Annotated in this window: 19 protein-coding genes; 6 read left to right on the top strand and 13 right to left on the bottom strand. The window is 38.6% G+C overall.

The genetic code is table 11. The features are described from left to right. The first annotated feature begins 7 nt into the window (after positions 1–7). Positions 8–1,324, top strand: coding sequence for a dicarboxylate/amino acid:cation symporter (locus tag CDL10_RS01030; RefSeq protein ID WP_100676806.1), 1,317 nt, complete (start codon positions 8–10; stop codon positions 1,322–1,324). A gap of 9 nt (positions 1,325–1,333) precedes the next feature. Further along, positions 1,334–2,296 (top strand): GSCFA domain-containing protein, encoded by a 963-nt coding sequence (locus CDL10_RS01025; protein ID WP_100676805.1) that lies wholly within the window; start codon positions 1,334–1,336, stop codon positions 2,294–2,296. A 39-nt stretch (positions 2,297–2,335) separates the two neighbouring features. On the opposite strand, the gene CDL10_RS01020 is transcribed toward CDL10_RS01025, so the two are convergent. After that, positions 2,336–4,096 (bottom strand): aromatic amino acid hydroxylase, encoded by a 1,761-nt coding sequence (locus tag CDL10_RS01020; protein ID WP_100676804.1) that lies wholly within the window; start codon positions 4,094–4,096, stop codon positions 2,336–2,338. A gap of 153 nt (positions 4,097–4,249) precedes the next feature. On the opposite strand from CDL10_RS01020, the gene CDL10_RS01015 reads away from it, so the two are divergent. Then, positions 4,250–5,035: a hypothetical protein gene (locus tag CDL10_RS01015; RefSeq protein WP_100676803.1), complete on the top strand. Its 786-nt coding sequence runs from the start codon at positions 4,250–4,252 to the stop codon at positions 5,033–5,035. An 82-nt stretch (positions 5,036–5,117) separates the two neighbouring features. Here the strand turns inward: CDL10_RS01015 and CDL10_RS01010 are convergent, their stop codons facing one another. Then, the gene (locus CDL10_RS01010; RefSeq protein WP_100676802.1) at positions 5,118–5,624 is read right to left on the bottom strand and encodes a hypothetical protein; all 507 of its coding nucleotides are present in this window, start codon (positions 5,622–5,624) and stop codon (positions 5,118–5,120) included. 160 nt (positions 5,625–5,784) lie between these two features. Here CDL10_RS01010 and metG point away from each other — a divergent pair, with 160 nt between their 5' ends. The 3 genes from metG (at position 5,785) to CDL10_RS00995 (ending at position 10,994) form a co-directional block, all read left to right on the top strand. Continuing rightward, positions 5,785–7,845, top strand: coding sequence for a methionine--tRNA ligase (metG, locus tag CDL10_RS01005; protein WP_100676801.1), 2,061 nt, complete (start codon positions 5,785–5,787; stop codon positions 7,843–7,845). A 369-nt stretch (positions 7,846–8,214) separates the two neighbouring features. Further along, positions 8,215–10,506: a TonB-dependent receptor gene (locus CDL10_RS01000; RefSeq protein ID WP_100678594.1), complete on the top strand. Its 2,292-nt coding sequence runs from the start codon at positions 8,215–8,217 to the stop codon at positions 10,504–10,506. Between the two features lie 2 nt (positions 10,507–10,508). Continuing rightward, positions 10,509–10,994, top strand: a complete 486-nt coding sequence (locus tag CDL10_RS00995) for a thioredoxin family protein (RefSeq protein ID WP_207760128.1) — start codon at positions 10,509–10,511, stop codon at positions 10,992–10,994. 83 nt (positions 10,995–11,077) lie between these two features. On the opposite strand, the gene CDL10_RS00990 is transcribed toward CDL10_RS00995, so the two are convergent. The 11 genes from CDL10_RS00990 to CDL10_RS00940 all read right to left on the bottom strand — a co-directional run bounded on the left by CDL10_RS00990 (position 11,078) and on the right by CDL10_RS00940 (position 21,118). After that, positions 11,078–11,806 carry a hypothetical protein gene (locus CDL10_RS00990; protein WP_100676800.1) on the bottom strand — a complete coding sequence of 243 codons (729 nt, stop codon included), beginning with the start codon at positions 11,804–11,806 and terminating at the stop codon, positions 11,078–11,080. A gap of 69 nt (positions 11,807–11,875) precedes the next feature. Further along, positions 11,876–12,808 (bottom strand): cation diffusion facilitator family transporter, encoded by a 933-nt coding sequence (locus tag CDL10_RS00985; RefSeq protein WP_100676799.1) that lies wholly within the window; start codon positions 12,806–12,808, stop codon positions 11,876–11,878. Positions 12,809–12,855: 47 nt separating this feature from the next. Further along, positions 12,856–13,308 (bottom strand): Fur family transcriptional regulator, encoded by a 453-nt coding sequence (locus tag CDL10_RS00980; RefSeq protein WP_455423237.1) that lies wholly within the window; start codon positions 13,306–13,308, stop codon positions 12,856–12,858. Positions 13,309–13,312: 4 nt separating this feature from the next. Next, complete coding sequence (locus tag CDL10_RS00975; protein ID WP_100676798.1) at positions 13,313–15,601, bottom strand: multicopper oxidase domain-containing protein; 2,289 nt, start codon at positions 15,599–15,601, stop codon at positions 13,313–13,315. Positions 15,602–15,668: 67 nt separating this feature from the next. Further along, positions 15,669–16,112 carry a DUF3347 domain-containing protein gene (locus CDL10_RS00970; protein WP_100676797.1) on the bottom strand — a complete coding sequence of 148 codons (444 nt, stop codon included), beginning with the start codon at positions 16,110–16,112 and terminating at the stop codon, positions 15,669–15,671. A gap of 67 nt (positions 16,113–16,179) precedes the next feature. Further along, on the bottom strand, positions 16,180–16,401 hold the full coding sequence (locus CDL10_RS00965; protein ID WP_100676796.1) for a heavy-metal-associated domain-containing protein: 222 nt from the start codon (positions 16,399–16,401) through the stop codon (positions 16,180–16,182). Between the two features lie 99 nt (positions 16,402–16,500). Then, the gene (locus CDL10_RS00960) at positions 16,501–18,723 is read right to left on the bottom strand and encodes a heavy metal translocating P-type ATPase (protein WP_100676795.1); all 2,223 of its coding nucleotides are present in this window, start codon (positions 18,721–18,723) and stop codon (positions 16,501–16,503) included. A 96-nt stretch (positions 18,724–18,819) separates the two neighbouring features. Next, complete coding sequence (locus CDL10_RS00955) at positions 18,820–19,416, bottom strand: GNAT family N-acetyltransferase (protein WP_100676794.1); 597 nt, start codon at positions 19,414–19,416, stop codon at positions 18,820–18,822. Positions 19,417–19,654: 238 nt separating this feature from the next. Further along, a complete protein-coding gene (gene tnpA, locus CDL10_RS00950) occupies positions 19,655–20,107 on the bottom strand; it encodes an IS200/IS605 family transposase (protein ID WP_100676793.1) in 453 nt (150 codons plus the stop codon). 124 nt (positions 20,108–20,231) lie between these two features. Next, the gene (locus CDL10_RS00945; protein ID WP_100676792.1) at positions 20,232–20,537 is read right to left on the bottom strand and encodes a hypothetical protein; all 306 of its coding nucleotides are present in this window, start codon (positions 20,535–20,537) and stop codon (positions 20,232–20,234) included. 62 nt (positions 20,538–20,599) lie between these two features. Continuing rightward, entirely contained in the window at positions 20,600–21,118 is a 519-nt protein-coding gene (locus CDL10_RS00940; protein ID WP_207760127.1) for a helix-turn-helix domain-containing protein, read from the bottom strand. Between the last annotated feature and the right edge of the window lie 26 nt (positions 21,119–21,144).

Raw genomic sequence — 21,144 nt, 5'->3', positions numbered from 1 at the left:
ACAGCTTATGAGGAAATTAGCATTGCATTGGCAGATATTGATAGGAATGGTGTTAGGAGTGGTTTTCGCACTCGTTTTGAGTAACTTTTCTTGGGGCAGTCAGTTTATCAGAGATTGGGTCAAACCATTCGGGAATATATTTATCAATGTGCTGAAACTCATTGCTGTTCCTTTGATTTTAGCATCGCTCATCAAAGGAGTTTCCGACTTAAAAGATATTTCCAAACTTTCCAAAATGGGGCTACGAACTATCAGCCTATATATTGGAACAACTATCGTGGCGGTAAGTATCGGTTTGTTGATTGTGAATGTCATAAAACCGGGCGATTCTATCACCGACGAAACCCGTACAGAATTGGTGCAGAATTATAGTGCCGAAGCAGAATCCGCCCAAACTGAAGCCGAAAAACAAAAACAAACCGGACCCTTGCAAATGCTGGAAGATATCGTTCCTTCCAATATTATAGGTGCGGCAAGTGATAACGGTAATATGTTGCAAGTCATATTTTTTGCTGTCTTTTTCGGAATTGGACTAATCTTAATTCCTGCAGAAAAGGCCAAACCGGTCAAAGATTTTTTCGACGGATTTAATGAAGTAATTCTGAAACTCATTGACCTGATTATGTTGGCGGCTCCATACGGCGTTTTTGCTTTGCTGGCAGCCTTGGTCGTGGAAGCTCCAAGTGCAGATTTATTCAAAGCATTAGGCATGTATGCGATTACAGTAATCATTGGTTTACTGTTAGTGATAATGTTTTATCTGCTTATTGTCTGGGTGATTACCAAAAGAAAACCACGTTTTTTTATTAACGGAATTTCGCCCGCACAGCTATTAGCATTTTCAACCAGTTCGAGTGCGGCAACTTTGCCTGTTACAATGGAGCGGGTTGAAGAACATTTGGGGGTGGAAGAAGAAGTGTCCAGTTTTGTATTGCCGATTGGAGCAACGATTAATATGGACGGAACCAGCTTGTATCAGGCTGTAGCTGCAGTATTTATCGCCCAGGCATTCGGTATGGATTTGTCTTTTGCTGCACAAATAGGTATTATAGTTACGGCTACTTTAGCGTCGATTGGTTCGGCGGCAGTTCCGGGAGCAGGAATGGTTATGCTGGTTATCGTTCTTGCTCAGGCGGGAATTCCCGAAGCCGGATTAGCTTTGATTTTTGCTATCGACAGGCCGTTGGATATGTGCAGAACGACCGTAAATATTACTGGTGATGCAGCAGTATCTATGATCGTTGCAAAGTCTGTCGGAAAACTCAAAGATGAACCTGTCGAGAAAAATTGGGACGATGATTATCCTTCGTCCGAAAAGAAATAACCGTAAGGTATGCAGTTTTTTCTTCCGATTGATACACAGAAAATTTCTAATTCGATTGATTATTCTTCCGATATTCTTTTGGTCGGAAGTTGTTTTGCTGAAAATATGGCAGATAAACTGTCGTACTTTCAATTTCGGAATACACTCAATCCGTGGGGAATATTATTTCACCCATTGGCGATAGAAAAAATGTTTTACTCGGTAGTTAATCAAGTGCCTTTTTTAGAAAATGATGTTTTTTGTCATCAGGAAGTCTGGAGTTGTTTTGATGTACATTCGTCTTTAAATACCTTGACTAAAGAAGAATTACTTCATGCAATTCAGCAAAAAAATCAACACTTATATCAACGATTGCCAAAGTTCAGCCATGTTGTAATTACTTTGGGGACAGCTTGGGTATATCAACATAAATTTACCGGAAAATATGTGGCTAATTGCCATAAAATCCCACAAAAAGAATTCTCCAAAGAGTTGTTGACTGCCGAACAAATCGTACAATCATTACATAATATTGTCGATTTGGTAAGTAAAGTCAATCACGATTGTCAGTTTATTTTTACGGTTTCGCCGGTCAGACATATCAAAGATGGAGTGGTTGAAAATCAACGGAGTAAAGCTCATTTGATTTCAGCATTACATGAGTTTATACAACATGCTGATTCGGATAAACTGTATTATTTTCCGTCTTATGAAATCATGATGGACGAACTTCGCGATTATCGTTTTTATGCGGAAGATATGTTGCACCCGAATGAAACTGCCGTTGCATACATCTGGGAAAAATTTGTTGAGGTCTGCGTTGACAAAACTACTTCGGAAGATATGAAAAAAGTTGAAGAAATTCGAAAATCTTTGAATCACAGACCGTTTAATTCCAACACTTCAGCACATCAAAAATTTCTGGATAATCTGAACCAGAAAATAAATGCATTGCAACAAAAATTTCCTTTTATGGATTTTGATAAAAAATAAACCGTCTCAATTTGTAATACTGAGACGGCTTCCTTTGTTTTACACCGGTTGAAAATCTTTTTCGATTAATTCCAGACCGAAAGTGATAAGATGAGCAATTTCCGGTCTTTTTCGCTGTACTTTATCTAAATGGTCAAACACTTCATTTTTCAAATTGTCAGATTGTTCTTTTGTTGCCAGTTCAGCAATTTCTACACTTAACAACCAATCATTCGGATAGTCATTTTGTAACGTATGTAAAATCTGTGATAAATCAACCGCCGGATTTTTGCCCTCGCGATAATCTCTTACTTGCTGGTACATTTGTTCCAGTTTTTCTCGTCCGGGTGTTTTTTCTGCTTTAATCGTTTGGGTAGTCGGAATATTTGCCGATAGATTAAAACTATGAATATCAGCGGGTCCTGAAAATGCCGAAACAATTTTTTTCCCGACTGCCATATCATAAATTCCCCATTCCGGTGCAAACAGAACCTGGTCTTGATAAGTAACGGTACAGTTTTTAAAGCTAATCAGGATAATCTCGCCTTTCAGATTGCGTTTACCGGTAATGATTTCGCCCGAAACTTTTACACCGCCTTCAAACTCCAGATTGACGATTTCTCCTTCATATATATTGTATGCTTTCAAATCTCTCGGCGACATTTCTTCAATGGACAAATTGATTCCTTTTAACTTACCAACAGGACTTCCGAATCCTTCACTGTGATAATCAGTACCATGCCCGACCAATTCTTTTTCCCGATATGCCAAAGCTGTTTTTCCTGTCGATTGGATATATATTGGTTTACCTTCGTGTTCAATCACATTGGTAAAAACGCCTGAAACTTGTAATCCGGTTGAATATTCGACAGTACCGATAGCTTTTGACTCAATGAGTTTTTTTACGCTTTCCAGTCCGCCTTTGCGAAGTGCCATTTTGTTAGCAAACTCTTCCAAAACCAAACTCAAATGAGCAAAATCTGGTGTGACATATAGCTGAGGCTGAGGTTTAGTAATATCAAAACCTTGGTAAGCGGCTTCAATCGTATAAGGTAATTTTTTTACTTTGTCGGTCATGCACCATTCACTTTCGCCGATAGACGACAATAATCCTGCTCCGTAAATTTTTGGGTTTTCCGGTGTACCAATTAAACCATATTCGACTGTCCACCAATGCAAATTTCTGATTAACGCCATTTCTGAAGGCTCTACGCTCTTTTCCTGCAAATCATCTACACGTTGTCGGGCTTTGGTCAAAACGTCAGCGGGCGTGCCTTCTGCCTCTTCCAAAATAGACAATTCGCGAATAGCCTCATAGATTTCATAATCATGTGCTGAAGAAATTGCCTTGCAACCGATTTCGCCAAAACGTCTGAGATATTCTGAATATTCAGGGTTGGCAATAATGGGAGCATGACCAGCACCTTCGTGAATAATATCCGGAGCCGGTGTGTATTCAATATTTTCCAACTGTCGGATATCCGAAGCAATAACCAAAACATTATATGCCTGAAATTCCATAAAAGCATTCGGCGGAATAAAACCATCAACGGCAACGGCAGCCCAACCGATTTCTTTCAGAATGCGATTCATGCCGTACATACTCGGGATACTGTCCACAGAAATTCCGGTTTGTTTTAGACCGTTTGTATAGGATTCGTGGGCAACTCTTCCGAGGTAATCTACATTTTTTCGCATTACATACCGCCACACTGCCTGGTTAACAGATGTGTAATCGTCATAATTCTGCGGTTTGATAAATTGCTTCAGGTGCTGAGGTAATCGGTCAATCAGATGATTAGATTCATAAGTTTGGCTCATGACAGTTATGTTTTGATATCAGTCAAATATAGGTAATATTTCCCGTATTATCAAACAAGAAAAAAATAGATAATAGTGTTAATTTTTTTTGTGGGAAAAAAAATAGTTCTATATTAGCGGTCTAACTAATATTAAATTTAAATATCAATTATTATGAAAAAAGTATTTTTGTCGTTGGCAGCATTGGCGTTTGTTGCAACAGGAACAGTATCATGTAGTAGCGATGATGGAGGATCTAACAATGGTGGAGGAACAAATGACGATGTAGTTAATGATGATACTCCAGGAGGAGATGATACTCCAGGGGGAGAAACAGATAGTTTTGTTAACTTTCAAGATGTTTCCACTGATTTGACTGGTTCATTCTATGAAATTGAAGTTGCAGATGAGGAAGGTAATGTAAGTATTCTTCAGTTACAAAATAGAGAAGGGTATTATGTTAGATATTACACTACTTTTTGGGCTGGAGATATTGAAAATGCACAGCAAGTGTCTGATTTAGATGCATATGGTTATTTCGGTTATTTTATTGAATTACAAGATGTAGAACTTAATGAGGAAGGTCAAATAGTAGACTTTACTTTTGTTTACCCTAATGAAGGAGAAGCTTTGTTGGGTGGTGGTTCTCTATATGCTAATGGGGTTCAAGCTACAGGTTTATCAGCTGGAGGTTTTCAAGTAAATACTTTTGTGGTTGATCAAGGTGTTGGTACATCGAGCTATGTGGGGGCTTTGACTTTTGCTGAAGGAGAAGCTGAAGTTGAGTATGATGGAGATGTTGAATTCTTTACTTATCTTCCAGAGGAAACGACATCATCAAATTCAGTATTTACTGAGTTACGTAATGATCTTAACGAAAACCTTAATTCACAGTTTGGTGTAGAGAAAGTTGGCTCTTTGAAAGCAACAGATTTGCAGTTGAAACAATCAGTTAGATAATAAACTAGATCAAGAAAAAAAAGCTGTCATTTCTTTTTTGAAATGACAGCTTTTTTAATAAAATTATTAAGGCGCATATTTTTTACTTACCTAATGCCTCGTTAAGCTTTTTGTTTGAACTCTTAGCTTTGTTTTCTACTTTTGTTGCTTCTTGTATAACCTCTTCTCCTGTCTTTTTACTCGCTTTTTCAACTTCTTTCATCTTTTCCTCCGCTTTTTTAGCAGTTTCTTTGGCTTTGTTAGCGGCATTATTTGCAGCTTTAGTAGCCTCTTCCTTTACTTCATTAGCGGTTGAGATAGCCTCGCCTTTTAAGGTAGCCAAAGCAGCTTTCGCTTCGTTGAGTTTTTTGGTAGCCGCTTGTTTAGCATCAACTGTTTCAGCTTTTGCTAATTCTTCCTGAGCTTCTTTGATTTTAGCTTCCAGGCTTTCGATGCTGTCTTCTGCTTGCTCTTTTAATTCATCTAATTGCTCTTCAACTTGATCCTGAGCGTTTTCGATTTCGTCAGAAACTTCTTGTTTAGTTTCATTTTTACAAGCTGTAAATGCGATGGCAGATACTACTGCTGCCGACAATAAAATTTTTTTCATGATTTCTATTTTTTAAATTCAGTTTAGACTACAAAATTATACTTTTTATCGGATTATAGGAAGTTTTCGTCATAACTTTATGACTTTTTGCCTTTTAAACTTTCTGACTACGGTCTGTAACTAAAATTTCTTCCTTATTTTTGCCTGTGTAAAACATAATATAATGAACAATCCGAAAAGATATACAATTACGGCAGCTTTACCTTATACCAACGGACCTATTCATATCGGTCACATGGCGGGAGTATATATTCCTGCCGATATTTATACGAGATATTTAAGACAAAAAAATAAAGACGTAGTTTTTGTTTGTGGCAGTGACGAACACGGTGTGGCTATCTCTATGAAAGCAAAAAAAGAAGGTATTACACCACAGCAGGTTATTGATAAATATGATGCCATTATCCGACAGTCGTTTGACAGTTTCGGAATTTCTTTTGATAACTATTCGAGAACTTCCCGTGAAATTCATCATAATACAGCTTCTGATTTTTTTCGGAAATTGTATGATGAAGGAAAATTTATCGAGGAAGTAACCGAGCAGTTATACGACGAGAAGGCTCAGCAGTTTTTGGCAGACAGATATGTAACCGGAACCTGCCCGAAATGTGGCAATGAAGATGCATACGGCGACCAATGTGAAAAATGTGGTACTTCGTTGAATGCTACCGATTTAATCAATCCTGTTTCGACAATAACCGGAACCAAACCTGTATTGAAAGAAACCAAACATTGGTTTTTACCACTGAATGAATATGATGCTTTTTTGAGAGAATGGATTTTGGTCGGACATCAAAAAGATTGGAAATCAAATGTGTACGGACAAGTAAAATCATGGTTAGATGACGGATTGAAACCCCGTGCCGTTACTCGCGATTTGGATTGGGGGATTGATGTACCGGTTGAAGGTGCCGAGGGTAAAAAGTTATACGTTTGGTTCGATGCACCGATTGGTTATATTTCGTCCACCAAAGAATGGGCAGAAAAAACAGGCAAAGACTGGCAACCGTATTGGAAAGATAAAGATACCAAACTAGTCCATTTTATCGGTAAAGACAATATCGTTTTCCACTGTGTGATTTTCCCTGCGATGCTGAAAGCGGAAGGAAGTTACATTCTGCCAGACAACGTTCCTGCTAACGAATTTCTTAATCTGGAAGGACAAAAACTATCCACTTCCAAGAACTGGGCAGTATGGCTCAATGAATATCTCGAAGATTTTCCCGGACAGCAGGACGTGTTACGTTATGTATTGACCGCTAATGCACCGGAAACTAAAGATAACGATTTTACTTGGAAAGATTTTCAAGCAAAAAACAACAATGAGCTGGTGGCTGTTTTCGGAAATTTCATCAATCGTGTGGTTGTATTGACCAATAAATATTACGAAGGAATTGTACCTCAGTTAAATACATTGACTGATGTAGATGAAAAAACACTTACGGAACTCAAAACCTACCCAAGCGTTATCGAAAGTTCGTTGGCAAGATACCGTTTCCGGGAAGCTCTGAGCGAACTGATGAATGTTGCCCGCTTAGGAAATAAATATCTGGCAGATGAGGAACCTTGGAAATTAATTAAAACCGATCCGGATAGAGTCCAAACTCAAATGTATGTAGCATTGCAAATTGCGTCTTCTCTGGCGGTGTTGTCTGAGCCGTTTTTACCGCACACATCGGCTAAATTAAAAAAAATGTTGGCGATAAACGACGAACTTACTTGGGATAAATTGCCAGCAACTTATGATTATCTGTCAGCAGGACACCAAATTGGTCAGGCACAGCATTTGTTTGCAAAAATCGAAGACGAACAAATTCAAAAGCAAATAGATAAATTAGAAGCATCGAAAAAAATGAATAAGGCAGAAAAAAGTAGCGTTGAATCGCAAAAAGAGATTTGTCAGTTTGATGATTTTACCAAAATTGACCTTAGAGTAGGTACGATTGTCGAGGCTGAAAAAATGCCGAAAGCAGACAGATTGCTTATTCTGAAAGTGGATACAGGAATTGACGTCAGAACAATCGTTTCCGGGATTGCAGAGCATTTTACACCCGAAGAAGTTATCGGGAAAAGAGTTACCGTCTTGACAAATCTCGCACCGAGAAAACTTCGTGGAGTGGAAAGTGAGGGAATGTTATTACTCACTCAAAATAAAGATGGTAAATTAGTTTTTGTTAATCCTGATGAAGAAAATGTAGAAAACGGTGCTGTTATTGGATAGTAATATAGACACCTTAGGTGAGCTTTAAATCGTCACTTCGAGTAAAATTTCAGTAACGAAGTGGAAGAAATTTGTATCGAGAAGCTTTATGTTCGGTTCTCGATACATTTTTTTATTCCTTTTGTGGAATTACTTTAAATCGTCACTTCGAGTAAAATTTCAGTAACGAAGCGGAAGAAATTTGTATCGAGAAGCTTTATGTTCGGTTCTCGATACATTTTTTATACCTTGTCAAAAGCCAATGATAATTAATCATTTTTAGTTTTATCTAAAAATATAATTTCATTTATTTAAAAAATGTTGTCAAATTATTTTTTTAGATTAAACTAAATATTTATTTTTGCAGAACAAATTTAAATAAATAAAATGATGCGAAAACTTTTACTTATAACAACAACGATGATGTGTTTTTGTGTAAATCAACTCATTGCACAAACAACCTCGGTTGGTGGAACTGTTGCTGACAATGGATTGACAATAGAAAATGCTTCTGTTTATCTGGAAAATACCTCGTTTCATACCCAGTCGGATAGTTTGGGGTATTTTCAGCTTACAAATGTTCCGTTCGGAGAATATCTGTTGGTAATTGAAGCAAATTATTATGATGTTTATACAGAAAAAATATCTCTGAGTGAAGGAGAAAATAAAACCATCAATATTGATTTAAGTCGCACAGAAGATGGTTCAGAACTCGAGGAATTGGTTATTTCCGGAACGATGAAACCGGTTAATCGTCTGGAAAGCCCTGTTCCGGTTGAGGTTTATACACAAGAATTTTTTAAGAAAAATCCTACGCCCACTTTTTTCGACGCATTACAGAATATTAACGGCGTGCGACCGCAGCTGAACTGCAACGTTTGTGACACCGGCGACATTCACATTAACGGTTTGGAAGGTGCTTACACCATGGTTCTGATTGACGGAATGCCGATTGTCAGCTCGCTCGGTTCGGTGTACGGTTTGTCGGGTATTCCGAGCTCTTTGATAGAGCGAATCGAAGTAGTGAAAGGTCCTGCATCTTCGCTGTACGGAAGTGAAGCTGTCGGTGGAGTGATTAACATTATTACCAAAAATCCTAATAATGCACCGTTGTTCAGTGCAGATGTTTTTACCACTTCCTGGTTGGAACATAATGTGGATTTGGGACTTAAATTAAATGCCGGAAAAAAAGCCAGTGTACTGACGGGAATCAATTATTTCAATTATCAGAATAAAGTAGATAACAACAAAGATAATTTTACAGATGTTACTTTGCAAGACCGGTTTTCCGTATTTCAAAAATGGAATTTTTCCCGGAAAGACAACCGTTTGTTTAGCCTAGCCGGACGTTACCTTTATGAAGACAGATGGGGCGGAGATATGCGTTGGAACAAATCTCACCGTGGTGGAGATGAAATATATGGCGAAAGCATTTACACCAGCCGTGCTGAAATTATAGGTAATTATCAATTACCGGTAAGTGAAAAAATGTTTTTTAATTTTTCATTGATAAACCACGACCAGGATAGCCGGTATGGCTATGAATCGTATATCGCCAATCAGAAAATAGCTTTCGGGCAGCTTATATGGGATAAAAAAATCGGACGGCACGATTTGTTGACGGGTGCAGCACTTCGATATACCTATTATGATGACAATACACCGGCAACGGCAGGAATTGACGGCAGTAACGAAGCGGAAAAAACATGGTTGCCGGGCGTGTTTATTCAAGATGAAATTACACTCGAAGAAAAACATAAATTGTTGTTGGGTTTCAGATACGACCACAATAATCATCATGGAAATATTTTCACACCGAGAATGGCGTATAAATGGACACTCAACGATAACAGTATTTTGAGACTCAACGCCGGTACCGGATTTCGTGTAGTGAATCTGTTTACGGAAGACCACGCGGCATTGACCGGAGCGAGAGATGTGATTATTCTGAACGATTTAAAACCGGAAAAATCCTATAATGCCAACCTGAACTATGTGAAGAAATTTTACTTTGATTCCGGTGCTTTTCTCGGGTTTGACGCTACGGCATTTTACACGCATTTTACCAACAAAATCGCCCCTGATTATGAAACCAATTCTAATCAGATTATCTACGACAATCTTGACGGGTATGCTGTAAGTAAGGGAATTAGCCTTAATGTGGATTTAAATTTACCCAACGGATTAAAGTTTATACTTGGCGGAACACTGATGGAAAATACATTAACTGAAAACGGAATAACAGAACAACAGATGCTCACAGAAAAATTTACCGGTACATGGGCTGTTTCCTATAAAATTTTGCCTTGGGATTTAAGCATTGATTACACCGGAAATGTGTACAGTCCGATGCGTTTGCCTTTGTTGGGAGACCTCGACCCCCGACCGGAAAATTCGCCTTGGTGGAGTATTCAGAATATTCAGCTGACTTATGACGGATTTGACAGAATTGAAATTTATGGCGGAGTGAAAAATTTACTGAACTGGACGCCGGGAAAAGGATTGCCGTTCCTTATTGCCCGTTCACACGACCCGTTTGATAAAGATGTGGTTTTTGACGGCGACGGTCAGGCGGTTTCCACGCCAGGAAATCCGTATGCACTAACATTTGACCCTTCCTATGTGTATGCACCCAACCAAGGAATGAGAGGTTTTTTGGGTGTAAGATTTAAATTAGATTAAAAATGGTAATTCTAAGCATAATGTTTAGATGGGCAATAGTTCTGGGAGTTGTTTCAATTCCCGGACTTTGCTTTTCTCAGCCCCAAAGTAATCGACCGGAAGAAATTGTTGCTTTACAGAAGAGTGATGAACGTCCGGTGGTATTTTTTGTACATACAGATTGGTGCGGATATTGCCAAGCTATGAAAAATACAACTTTCAAAAACAAGGAAATAGAAAATATACTCAATCAGGATTTTTATTTTGTCGATTTCAATGCTGAAACCCAAGAGGAAATTTCATTTGCCGGGCAAATTTTCCGGTATAAACCCACCGGAGTTAAAATCGGAGTAAATGAATTAGCCGAATCATTGGCAGCAATAGACGGAAAAATAAGCTATCCGACTTTGGTAATCCTAAACCAAAACTATGAAATTATCTTCCAATATGCCGGTTTTTTATCAGCCAAAAACCTGACGAAAGCATTAAAAGAAATGAAATCATTGTAATTAATACAATATGAATATTTTAAATGAATGGTTTTGACAATTTATCAGTTGGTTATAAATTTTTCTGAAGTATTCTGATCAAACTACGAAAACTGTTTATACAGGCTATACATAAACGCATACCATACCGGAAATGTAGCAAATACTCCGATAAGCAAAAAGAAAATTCCGGCTACGGCAAACACGCTGTGAAACATAACCAAACTCAGTAACATAAAAGGACGTTGGTTAACAAGTTTTATGCTACTCGAGATGGCTTTTCTGATGCTGTATTTTTCAAAAACAATTAGCGGAATGACCAAAATAAAAAGCGTGTATGCCAAAATCATAATAAACCATGAAACTAAAAAGACGCTCAGCGAATCAAACACAAAAGTGATTGCCGACAGCAAAACCTGAAAAATAAAAGCAAAGAAAAATACTTGTATCCCTTGTTTTTGGGTAAAAACCTTAAAAACAACTTCCAGCGTGGGTAGCTGTTGTTTGTCCACACTTTCGCACAAACGCAACAATCCGGCAGAAACTACTCCGAAAAAGCCAAAAATCAATGCCTGAAAAAAACCGATTTGTATTAATTGCCGGTTAGACAAATGGTTGATATTAAACTGTTCTATTTGTTGCTCGGTCGGAAAAGGCGTTTCGAAATAGGAAAACAAACCAATGGCGTAAATCATAAACACAATTATTGCCACCAGAAACAATATCAATCCCGAGACCAACACCGATTTTTTGTAAATCTGTAATGTTTCCTGATAAAGTTTGGGCAAATCCAGTTGGTAACCGTTTTTGATTTTATCTTCGATATTATTCATGAGCCAAAGGTCTTAAAAATTGCCCGAAGATATGATATTTAGCTCATAAATATGTGTGTTTAGATGGGATTAACAGTTATGCAAATCACAATGATTATCCTGTGTTTCAATCTGAACGGTGGAGTGGTCGATATGGTGTTTTTTCATCAAACTGATGATATTGTTCATAATATCCTGCCCGAATTTTGATGTGGAGTTATTGACAACAGCGTGAACAGAACCTACATGATAACTACCGTCCAGACTCCAGACGTGTATATCGTGAATATTGCTAATGCCGTCAATTTGCAGCAATTCGGTTTGCAGCTGACTGATATTCACATTTTCAGGAACAGATTGCAACATCACTTTAATCGTGTTGATGAGGTTTTTTGAAGCGTTGAAACCAATAAACAAGGCAATACCAATGGTTAAAACACCGTCTATCCAATTCCAACCTGTGAAGTAAATGATTACTGCTCCAATGAGCACGGCAGCCCAGCCTAATACGTCCTCCAGCAAATGCAACATAATGGATTGGCTGTTGTGATTATGGCTTCCCTGGCTGTGGCTGTGATGATGTCCGCCACTGTTTTTTATTCTCAGAAAAGCAAAACCATTCACGGCAAGTCCCAGAATTGCCAAGCCCAACATTCCGATACTATGGACCTTTTTCGGGTTAATAAAAGAATTGTAGGCACTGATTATCATCGTTACCGAACCCGCCAGCAGAAATAAAGACAACCCCAACGCTGACAAGAGCGAAAAACGTTTGAAGCCATACGAAAATCTGCTTGTCCGCTTTCTGCCAGATATTTTTTCCATGAGGATAGCCAAACCAATCGCTCCGGCGTCCATGAAATCATGAAAAGCATCGGCGATAATGGCTGTAGAATTGGTTAATATCCCGCCAACGACTTCGATTATCGAAAATAAAAGGTTGAGCCAAAACGCCAGTGACAGAGCATTTTGTTTAGAATGATTGTGTCCGCTGCAATGTGTATGTTCGTGATGATTGTCCATTTTGTTTATTGTTTTGCTACAAAGATAATAGTTACCGTTGTGCAATACTATTGCAAAGTTTCATCAAGACAATTTTCGCAAATACCTTTAGCAAACAGGCGGACTTCATCAATTCTAAAATTCCCTTTGATGTTTTCCTGCAAAACGATATTTTCCCGGCACGTCGTTTGTTTACAGATTTTACAGTAAAAATGCAGATGCCAGTCTTTGTGTGTATGTTCGTTGCATTCGTCGCTGCACAATTTGTATTTGGTAGTTGTGTTTTCCTGAATACTGTGAACAATACCTTTTTCCTCAAAGGTTTTTAATGTACGGTAAATAGTAATTCTGTCCGCATAAGCGAGCTGTTCTTCAATTTCCGATAATGACAATGCCGTCTTTTGGGCGACAAGAAAGTCATAGACCAAAATCCGCATACTTGTCGGTTTGGTGTTTTTTTTTGTCAATCTATTTTCGGTATCCTTTTTCATTTCTACAATTACTTTTAATTCTGACTTCAATTTGTTAATAATTCAGCGAAAGCCCTACACCAAATCCCATATCACTGTCATAATGTGTTCTAATACCGATGTGTCGAGTAAGAATATATCTCAAATCTGCCATATACTCTTTATCGGTATTGACCATAAAACCTGCTCTTAATCGCGGTGAAACAGGAATGTCCTCACGCATCAATGATACTCGGAATATTCCATCGTGATAAACTTCTGCCTGTACATTGACTAACATTGGCAAAGTGTACATCACACCGATACTTACTGCTGCACGGTTGTCCTTTTTATTGACTTGTCCAAACAAGTTTTTTTCCTGTTCGTGCATTCCCATTTTGCGGTATCGCCAATCGAAACCGATAAAAGGCATCAGCCATTGCATTTTACCGATGTAACGCCCTAGATGGGTTTCTACTTCATAACCGTGCATGTCGTTGTAACCCAAACGCCATTCCGTACCCAAGCTGTACCGTGCATTCATCAACATAACTTCTCCGTCAATACCATGGGTAGCGAAATCACTTTGTGCCATAAAATGGGGCATATTATGCTCTCGTTGTAATTTACGATAAGCCTTTTTCTTATTCGGCAGATAAGGATTTTGATAATCATCAACCGCAAATACCCTGTTCATTCCCGCCATCATATGGTATAGGATATGGCAATGGAAAAACCAATCGCCCTCTGTATTGGCTAAAAATTCTATGGTGTTTGTTTCCATTGGCATAATGTCAATGATGTTCTTCATCGGGGCATTATCGCCGTGTTGGTTTAACAACCGGAAATCGAAACCGTGCAGGTGCATCGGGTGTCGCATCATTGAGTTATTGTAAATGGTAATGCGTAGTATTTCGCCTTTTTTTACAGGTATTTTATCCGTTTCGGCAAGTATGCGGTTGTCCATACTCCATACATAACGGTTCATATTCCCTGTTAGAGTAAAATTTAGTTCCTTTACAGGTGCATTTTTTGGCAATGTGGTATTGTGGGGTGATTTGAGCATTCCGTAGTTTAAGGTAACTATATTGCTCAATGCATTGGCATCATAACGATTAGGGTCTTCGTCCATATTCATATCGTGTCCTGCATGATTATCGTGTGTTTCCCTTTTGTCTTTTGTCTTTTCTTCACCTGTGATTTCGGGGTACATTACTATGTTCATATCCATTTGTTGCAGGCTCATATTCATACCCATATCGTCAAGATCGCCGTTCATCTTCATCATATCGTTCATCATTTTCATTCCCTCAAAATATTTTAAGGTAGGAAGCTCGTCCAAATATTGCTTTTCTCCATTACCTATAAAATAGCTTGCGGATTGAGTACGGTCTTCGGTGGTCGCCATAAATTCGAAGGCTTTACCGTCTTCGGGAATGGTAACAACCACATCGTAAGTTTCGGATACGGCTATAATTAACCTGTCCACCTCAACGGGTTCAATATCATTGCCATCACTCGCAACAACGCTCATTTTACCGCCTGCATAGCGAAGCCAAAAATAAGACGATGCTCCACCATTGGAAATGCGTAAACGGACTTTATCGCCTGCTTTGAGTGGTTTGCCGTCAATGCTTTTCAAATCGGTAAAGTGGTTTCCGTTCATCAGCACCCTTTCATAATACACATCGCTCACGTCCATTGCCAACATTCGTTTCCACTCGTTTGTGAGCTTGGTTTTAAAATGCCCACTTCGGATAGCTTCGGCATAGCTTTGCGTTGCTCCCTTTTTAATGGCAAACCAATCATTGGCGTTTGCGAGCATACGGTGTACACTTTCGGGTTTGAGGTTTGTCCATTCGCTTAACACAATGGGAACGGACGGCAAATCGTCTATTCCTTTGCGGAAGGTCTTATCATCAGCTTTTTTGTACATAACGAAATTGCCGTACATACCAATCTGCTCCTGTAATCCTGCGTGTGAATGATACCAATGTGTACCGTTCTGAGTAATAGGAAAGCGATAAGTGAATGTTTCACCAGGCTTAATAGGCATTTGCGTTAAATGTGGTATACCGTCTTCCTTATTAGGCAGGAACAATCCGTGCCAATGGATAGCCGTACTTTCCTTTAACTGATTATACACTACGATTTCTGCCGTATCGCCCTCTGTAAATTCAAGCGTTGGCATAGGTATTTGTCCGTTTGCTGAAATGGCTCTTTTCTCTTTACCCGCAAAGTTTACAAGGGTATCTTTGAGTACCAACTCGTAACGCACTACTTTTTGAGCAAAGGCAAGCGGTGTTGTTGCAAGCAAGACAAAAATTGCAATCAATCTCTTAAAGGAATAATTTCGCATATCCATATTATAATACTATGTTTATTGTGAATTAACAAGGTATTGTCTGCAAGACAATGCCCTTGTTTTTAAATTATTTTTTAGTTTCCGCTACTTTACCACAGGTAAGCATTGACGAACCGTAATAAGGATTTTTGATTTCCTTTTCGTTGCTCAACCAATAAGATTTTTTCATCGGGCAGTATTGATAGTACACTACGTGATTTACCTTGTCAGAATTTTTTACCAATTTCCACATTATAGTAGAAACTTCGTTGAATGCGGCTCTCTGCTTTTCGAGGTCATTACTTGCTTTGGTAAGTTTCTCGGCAGCTTTTTGCAACTGTGCCTTTTGGGTAAAATTATCATCGTTCTTTATAGCTTCATAAAAAGTACTGATAGCTTTTTCTGCTGTTTTGTTATCGCTGTTTACCAATGCCGTTTTTGCGTTGATATAATTGTCGTAGTGCAATTTTGTGTTTTGGGCAAATGTTGAAAATCCAGACAACATTATCCATATAAAAACTAATTTTTTCATCGTTCTGATTTTTTAACTATTAAATAAACAAAGAACCCCGAAGCAGAACCCCGGAGAGTTCTTTAGATTAAGCATTTAAAGGCTCTATTTTGAAGCCTTTGCTTTTGATAATGGCTACTACTTCATCTTCTGTAATCCCCTTTGAATTTACGGTAAGGATTTTGTCCGAACTGTCCGTATCTACATTCCAATGGCAGACACCTTCAGCATTATCCAAATCAGACTGAACTTTTGATACACAACCTCCGCAATTAAGGTTTGTCTTAAATTGAAATTCTTTATTTTCCATTTTTTTAAAATTTAATTGTTATTTGATATTACAAATTTCGAGTAATTGCCCGGAACCTTAGTTATAATATTCCGTGTAAGATTTGTGATATTTACTGATTTACCTCTTCCACTTCAACCGCAAACTGTTGCTTACCACACTCACGCTGCTCAACGCCATTGCTGCACCTGCAATCATCGGGTTGAGCAGGAAACCGTTGATTGGGTAAAGAATACCTGCGGCAACGGGAATGCCAATAAGGTTGTAGATGAACGCCCAAAACAGGTTTTGCTTGATAGTGGCAACGGTCTGTTTCGACAATTTTATGGCTTTCGGGATTTTTGTCAAATCTGATGAAATAATGGTCATTTTCGCCACGTCCATTGCGATGTCTGAACCTTTGCCCATTGCAATACTTACATCGGCAGTTGCCAAAGCTGTACTGTCATTGATGCCGTCCCCAACCATTGCTACCACTTTGCCCTGTGCTTGCAGTTCTTTCACAAAATCGGCTTTGTGCTGTGGCAATACTTCGGCTTTGTAGTGCTTAATAGCTGTCTGCGAGGCAATAGCTTTGGCGGTTGCTTCGTTGTCGCCCGTGAGCATATACAGGTCGATGCCCATATCCTGCATTTCTTTGATAGCCTGTACCGATGTTTCTTTGATTTTATCGGAAATAGCCACTACAGAAAGTGCCTGTTGGCTGTTGGCAAACCAAATCACGGTTTTGGACTGTTTGCCCCATTCATCGGCTTGGTTTTGCAGTTGTTCGGCAATGCTGATGTTATTTTCTGCCAGCAGTTTTATGTTTCCTACAAAATAGGTTTCGTTGTTGTGGTCGGCTTTCGCTCCTTTGCCTGTGATGCTGTCGAAGTTTTCGACTTTGGTAAAGTTCGAAATCTTGCCAAAGTGATTGACAACCGCTTCTGCCAATGGATGTTCGGATTGCTTTTCGATGCTCAATAAAATATCTTTGGTCGTATCGTCATTGTTCAGCCATTCGATACCTGTTACCTGCGGTCTTCCCTCTGTAATCGTTCCTGTTTTGTCCAAAATAATAGCATCCACTTTTTTGGCTAATTCCAAACTTTCGGCATCTTTTATCAAAATACCTTGTTCCGCACCTTTGCCAACGCCAACCATAATCGCCGTAGGTGTAGCCAATCCCAATGCACACGGACAAGCGATAACCAATACCGTAACGGCGGCTAACAATCCCTGCACAACGCCGTTTTCGCCACCTAAAAAGAACCATAAAACGAATGTCAAGACGGCAATTCCCATTACCACAGGAACGAAAATTCCCGCGATTTTATCCACCAATTTCTGAACGGGTGCTTTACTGCCTTGTGCGTCCTGCACCATTTTGATGATTTGAGCAAGCATTGTTTCTTTCCCAACTTTAACGGCTTTGAATTGGAAGCTTCCTTTTTGGTTAATTGTTCCTGCAAACACTTTTTCGTTTTCTTTTTTCAGCACAGGAACAGGTTCGCCACTCAACATACTTTCGTCCACATACGAATTGCCCGAAACAACCATTCCGTCCACTGCGATTTTTTCGCCAGGCTTTACCAAAATAATATCGCCTGCGTTTACGTCTTCAATCGGCTTTTGTCTTTCCGTGCCGTCGGCTTCTATCACGATAACGGTTTTCGGCTGTAAACCCATCAGTTTTTTAATCGCTGATGAAGTATTGCCTTTGGCTCTTTCTTCCAACAATTTACCCAAAAGAATGAATGTGATAATTACGGCAGCTGCTTCAAAATAAACGTGTGCGTGTAAACCTCTTTGATGCCAAAAATCGGCAAATAACATATTGAAAACACTGAACAGATAAGCAATTCCTGTGCTTAACGCTACTAAAGTGTCCATATTGGCGGAACGGTGTTTGGCCTGTTTCCACGCATTGACGAAAAAATCACGACCTAACCAAATAACTACGGGCGTTGAGAACAACCACATTATTTCATTGGCATAAGGCATATTCATAAAAAACATTCCGATAACGACCACAGGTAAGGACAAAAGAACTGCCCAAATGGTTTTGGTTTTCAGCTTTTGGAATTTTTCGGCGTGAATGGTTTCTAATGTTTCCTGTTGCTTGCTTTCGTCTTCAAGTAAAAGGTCGTAACCGGCGGATTGCACGGCTTTTTGCAGTTGGGTTGCATCGGTCATGTCGGGTAAATATTCCACCGTGAGATTGCCCGTTGCGAAGTTCACGGAAGAACTCACTACGCCTTCCTGATGCTTTACAATACTTTCGGCACTGCTCGCACAGGAAGCACAGGTCATTCCCAAAACAGGGAAAGTCTGCGTGATTGTATTTTGATTTTTTGTTGCCATAATGCTGGTGTTTTGTTTTACACTGCAAAATTGGCAAATCTTTTAGCGTAGATTGTTATAGAATTTTGAGAAAGATTTGTAATATTTTGGAGGGAATTAAGTGTAATAACGAACCATTGGACGATTTTTTGAAGTTCGGTCAACGATTTCAAAACCTGCTCTTTCAAAGGATTTGTATAAACCAATCCAAGCAAAAGCGTCAGGCAATTTTTCTTGTGTCGGAATTGTTGGGTATGCTTCAATGATTTTAATTTTCTGAGCTTTGGCATAGTTGATAAGCCCTTTCAGAAGCTCAACGGAAACACCTTGCCGCCTAAAATCTTTTGCGATAAACATGCAGGGAACAGACCAAACCTGTTTGTCGTCAATCGGTTTGTGTACTCTCGATTTTTGAAGTTTAGAAAAATTTTCTCTCGGTGCAAATGCACACCACGCAATCGGAACATCTTCATAAAAGCAGAGCAATCCTAATGGCTCATTATTCCAAACCAATTCTTTCATTGCGTTTTTGTTTCCGTCATTTATTTTGCCCTCGTCAAAATCGGTTTTTGAAAGCCGAAATGACATACACCAGCAATTTCCACAAGCTCCTTTCGTGCCAAAGAGTTGCACAAATTTGTTCCAATTGTTTTTTGTCAGTGGTTCAAATCGCAGTAATGATAAAAATTCTGTTTCTATATGTTCTCTTGTCATATTTTATGCCTGCGGTTTTGTATTATTTACATTCTACAAAATTAAACAAACCTTAACTGATTTGCCGTTGGGTTATCATATGCTGCCCTTTCAGGGCGTTCTTACGTTACTCCTCGTTTTTCCAGAGCGATGCTCTGGGTTAACATATATTTCCCTTTCAGGGAAACCCTGCTTTATTTCGCAAAAGGCTGAAAGCCTTTTATACAATTAGCCCAATGGCAACGCCTTGGGCAACATATTACGTCCACAAATAATTTTCATCAAAATCAATTCCGTATTCGGACAGGAATTGTACATATTCGTCCCGAAACGAAACCTTTTTATGGTGTTCCTTTTGGTTTTCTATGTATTTCTTTACCCGTTCCACCACCGATTGGCTAACCGAATATCCCGCATATCCACCTTGCCACGCAAAATGCTGATATTCCTCGCCTTTGGTTTTTATCCAACGACTGCTGTTGCGTTTGATTTCTTCTACAAATTTTGCCAAAGCAATGTTTTTCGACATTGTTGCCAAAATATGAATATGGTCTTCCGTTCCGTTGATTTTTATCGGGACAGAACCGTTTTCCTTTATTATACCTCCGATATACGCATACAATTCCGCCTCAACTTCGGGTCTGATTAAAGGTTCATTATATTTCGTGTGAAAGATAATGTGTACATGTAATTGTGATAGAGATTGTGACATATTTTTGTTTTATCGACCTTGTAAAGTTAAACAAAAACCTTAGCTATTTTGTTGCTGTGTTATTTCAGGACGTTACATTTTGGGGAATGAAAAAGCCTCGAAAAAATTCGGGGCTAAACTATTTTTAAAACACTTCTTTTGAAGCTCCAACATAATTTAGAAATTCAATTTTTGGGTCGGAAGCAAGGTTTTTATCTCGTTGCTCTTGGAAACGAAGAAAACTCTGTGTGTTTAATAAAATTTGCTGTATCTCTTTGTTTTTGTATTGCGAAATATGGATAAATGTTTTTCCGTCTTCACTTTGAAGAATAGAATACAAAAATTGTGTGCCGTCTAATTTTTTGAAATCTGTTAGAAACGCTTGTATCATTTCTTTGTTCATATTTACATACTCATCGTTTACGGTGTACGTTACTTTTACTACAATCATTTTTTTGAATTTTTAAGTTATAAATTAAACAAAATCTTAACTGTTTTGTTGCAGTGTGGCATTTACACCTCATCTAACGGCTTCCTTTTATCTTCCTTTATTTGTTTGAAATGACTTGGTGTAAGCCCTGTAACTTTTTTGAATTGATTGCTTAAATAGGCTACGCTCGAATAGTTCAACCGGAAAGCAATTTCGCTTAAAGACAATTCATCGTAAACCAACAATTCTTTTACCTTTTCTACCTTTTGGGCAATAAAATATTTTTCAATAGTTGTGCCTTCGACTTCGGAAAACAGGTTGGACAGATAGTTATAATCGTGGTTTAGCTTTTCACTTAGCACCTCTGAAAGATTAGTTTTGCTGTCGTTGTCCTGATGATGAACCAAATCAATAATTACATTTTTTATCTGTTCAATGATACGACTTTTTTTATCATCAATGATTTCAAAACCTAATGGAATCAGGGCTTTCTCTAATTTCTTTATTTCTTCGGGTGTGGGTTCTTTGTCCAATATTACTTCGCCCAATTTGATGTTTTTTACATCGAAACCGAGTTTGTCCAATTCATTCTGTACTACCATAATACAACGGTTACAGACCATATTTT

Origin of the sequence: Avrilella dinanensis (genome assembly GCF_002807015.1) — a bacterium.
Classification (GTDB): Bacteria; Bacteroidota; Bacteroidia; order Flavobacteriales; family Flavobacteriaceae; genus Flavobacterium; species Flavobacterium dinanensis.
This window is presented reverse-complemented; position numbering and strand designations above follow the sequence as displayed.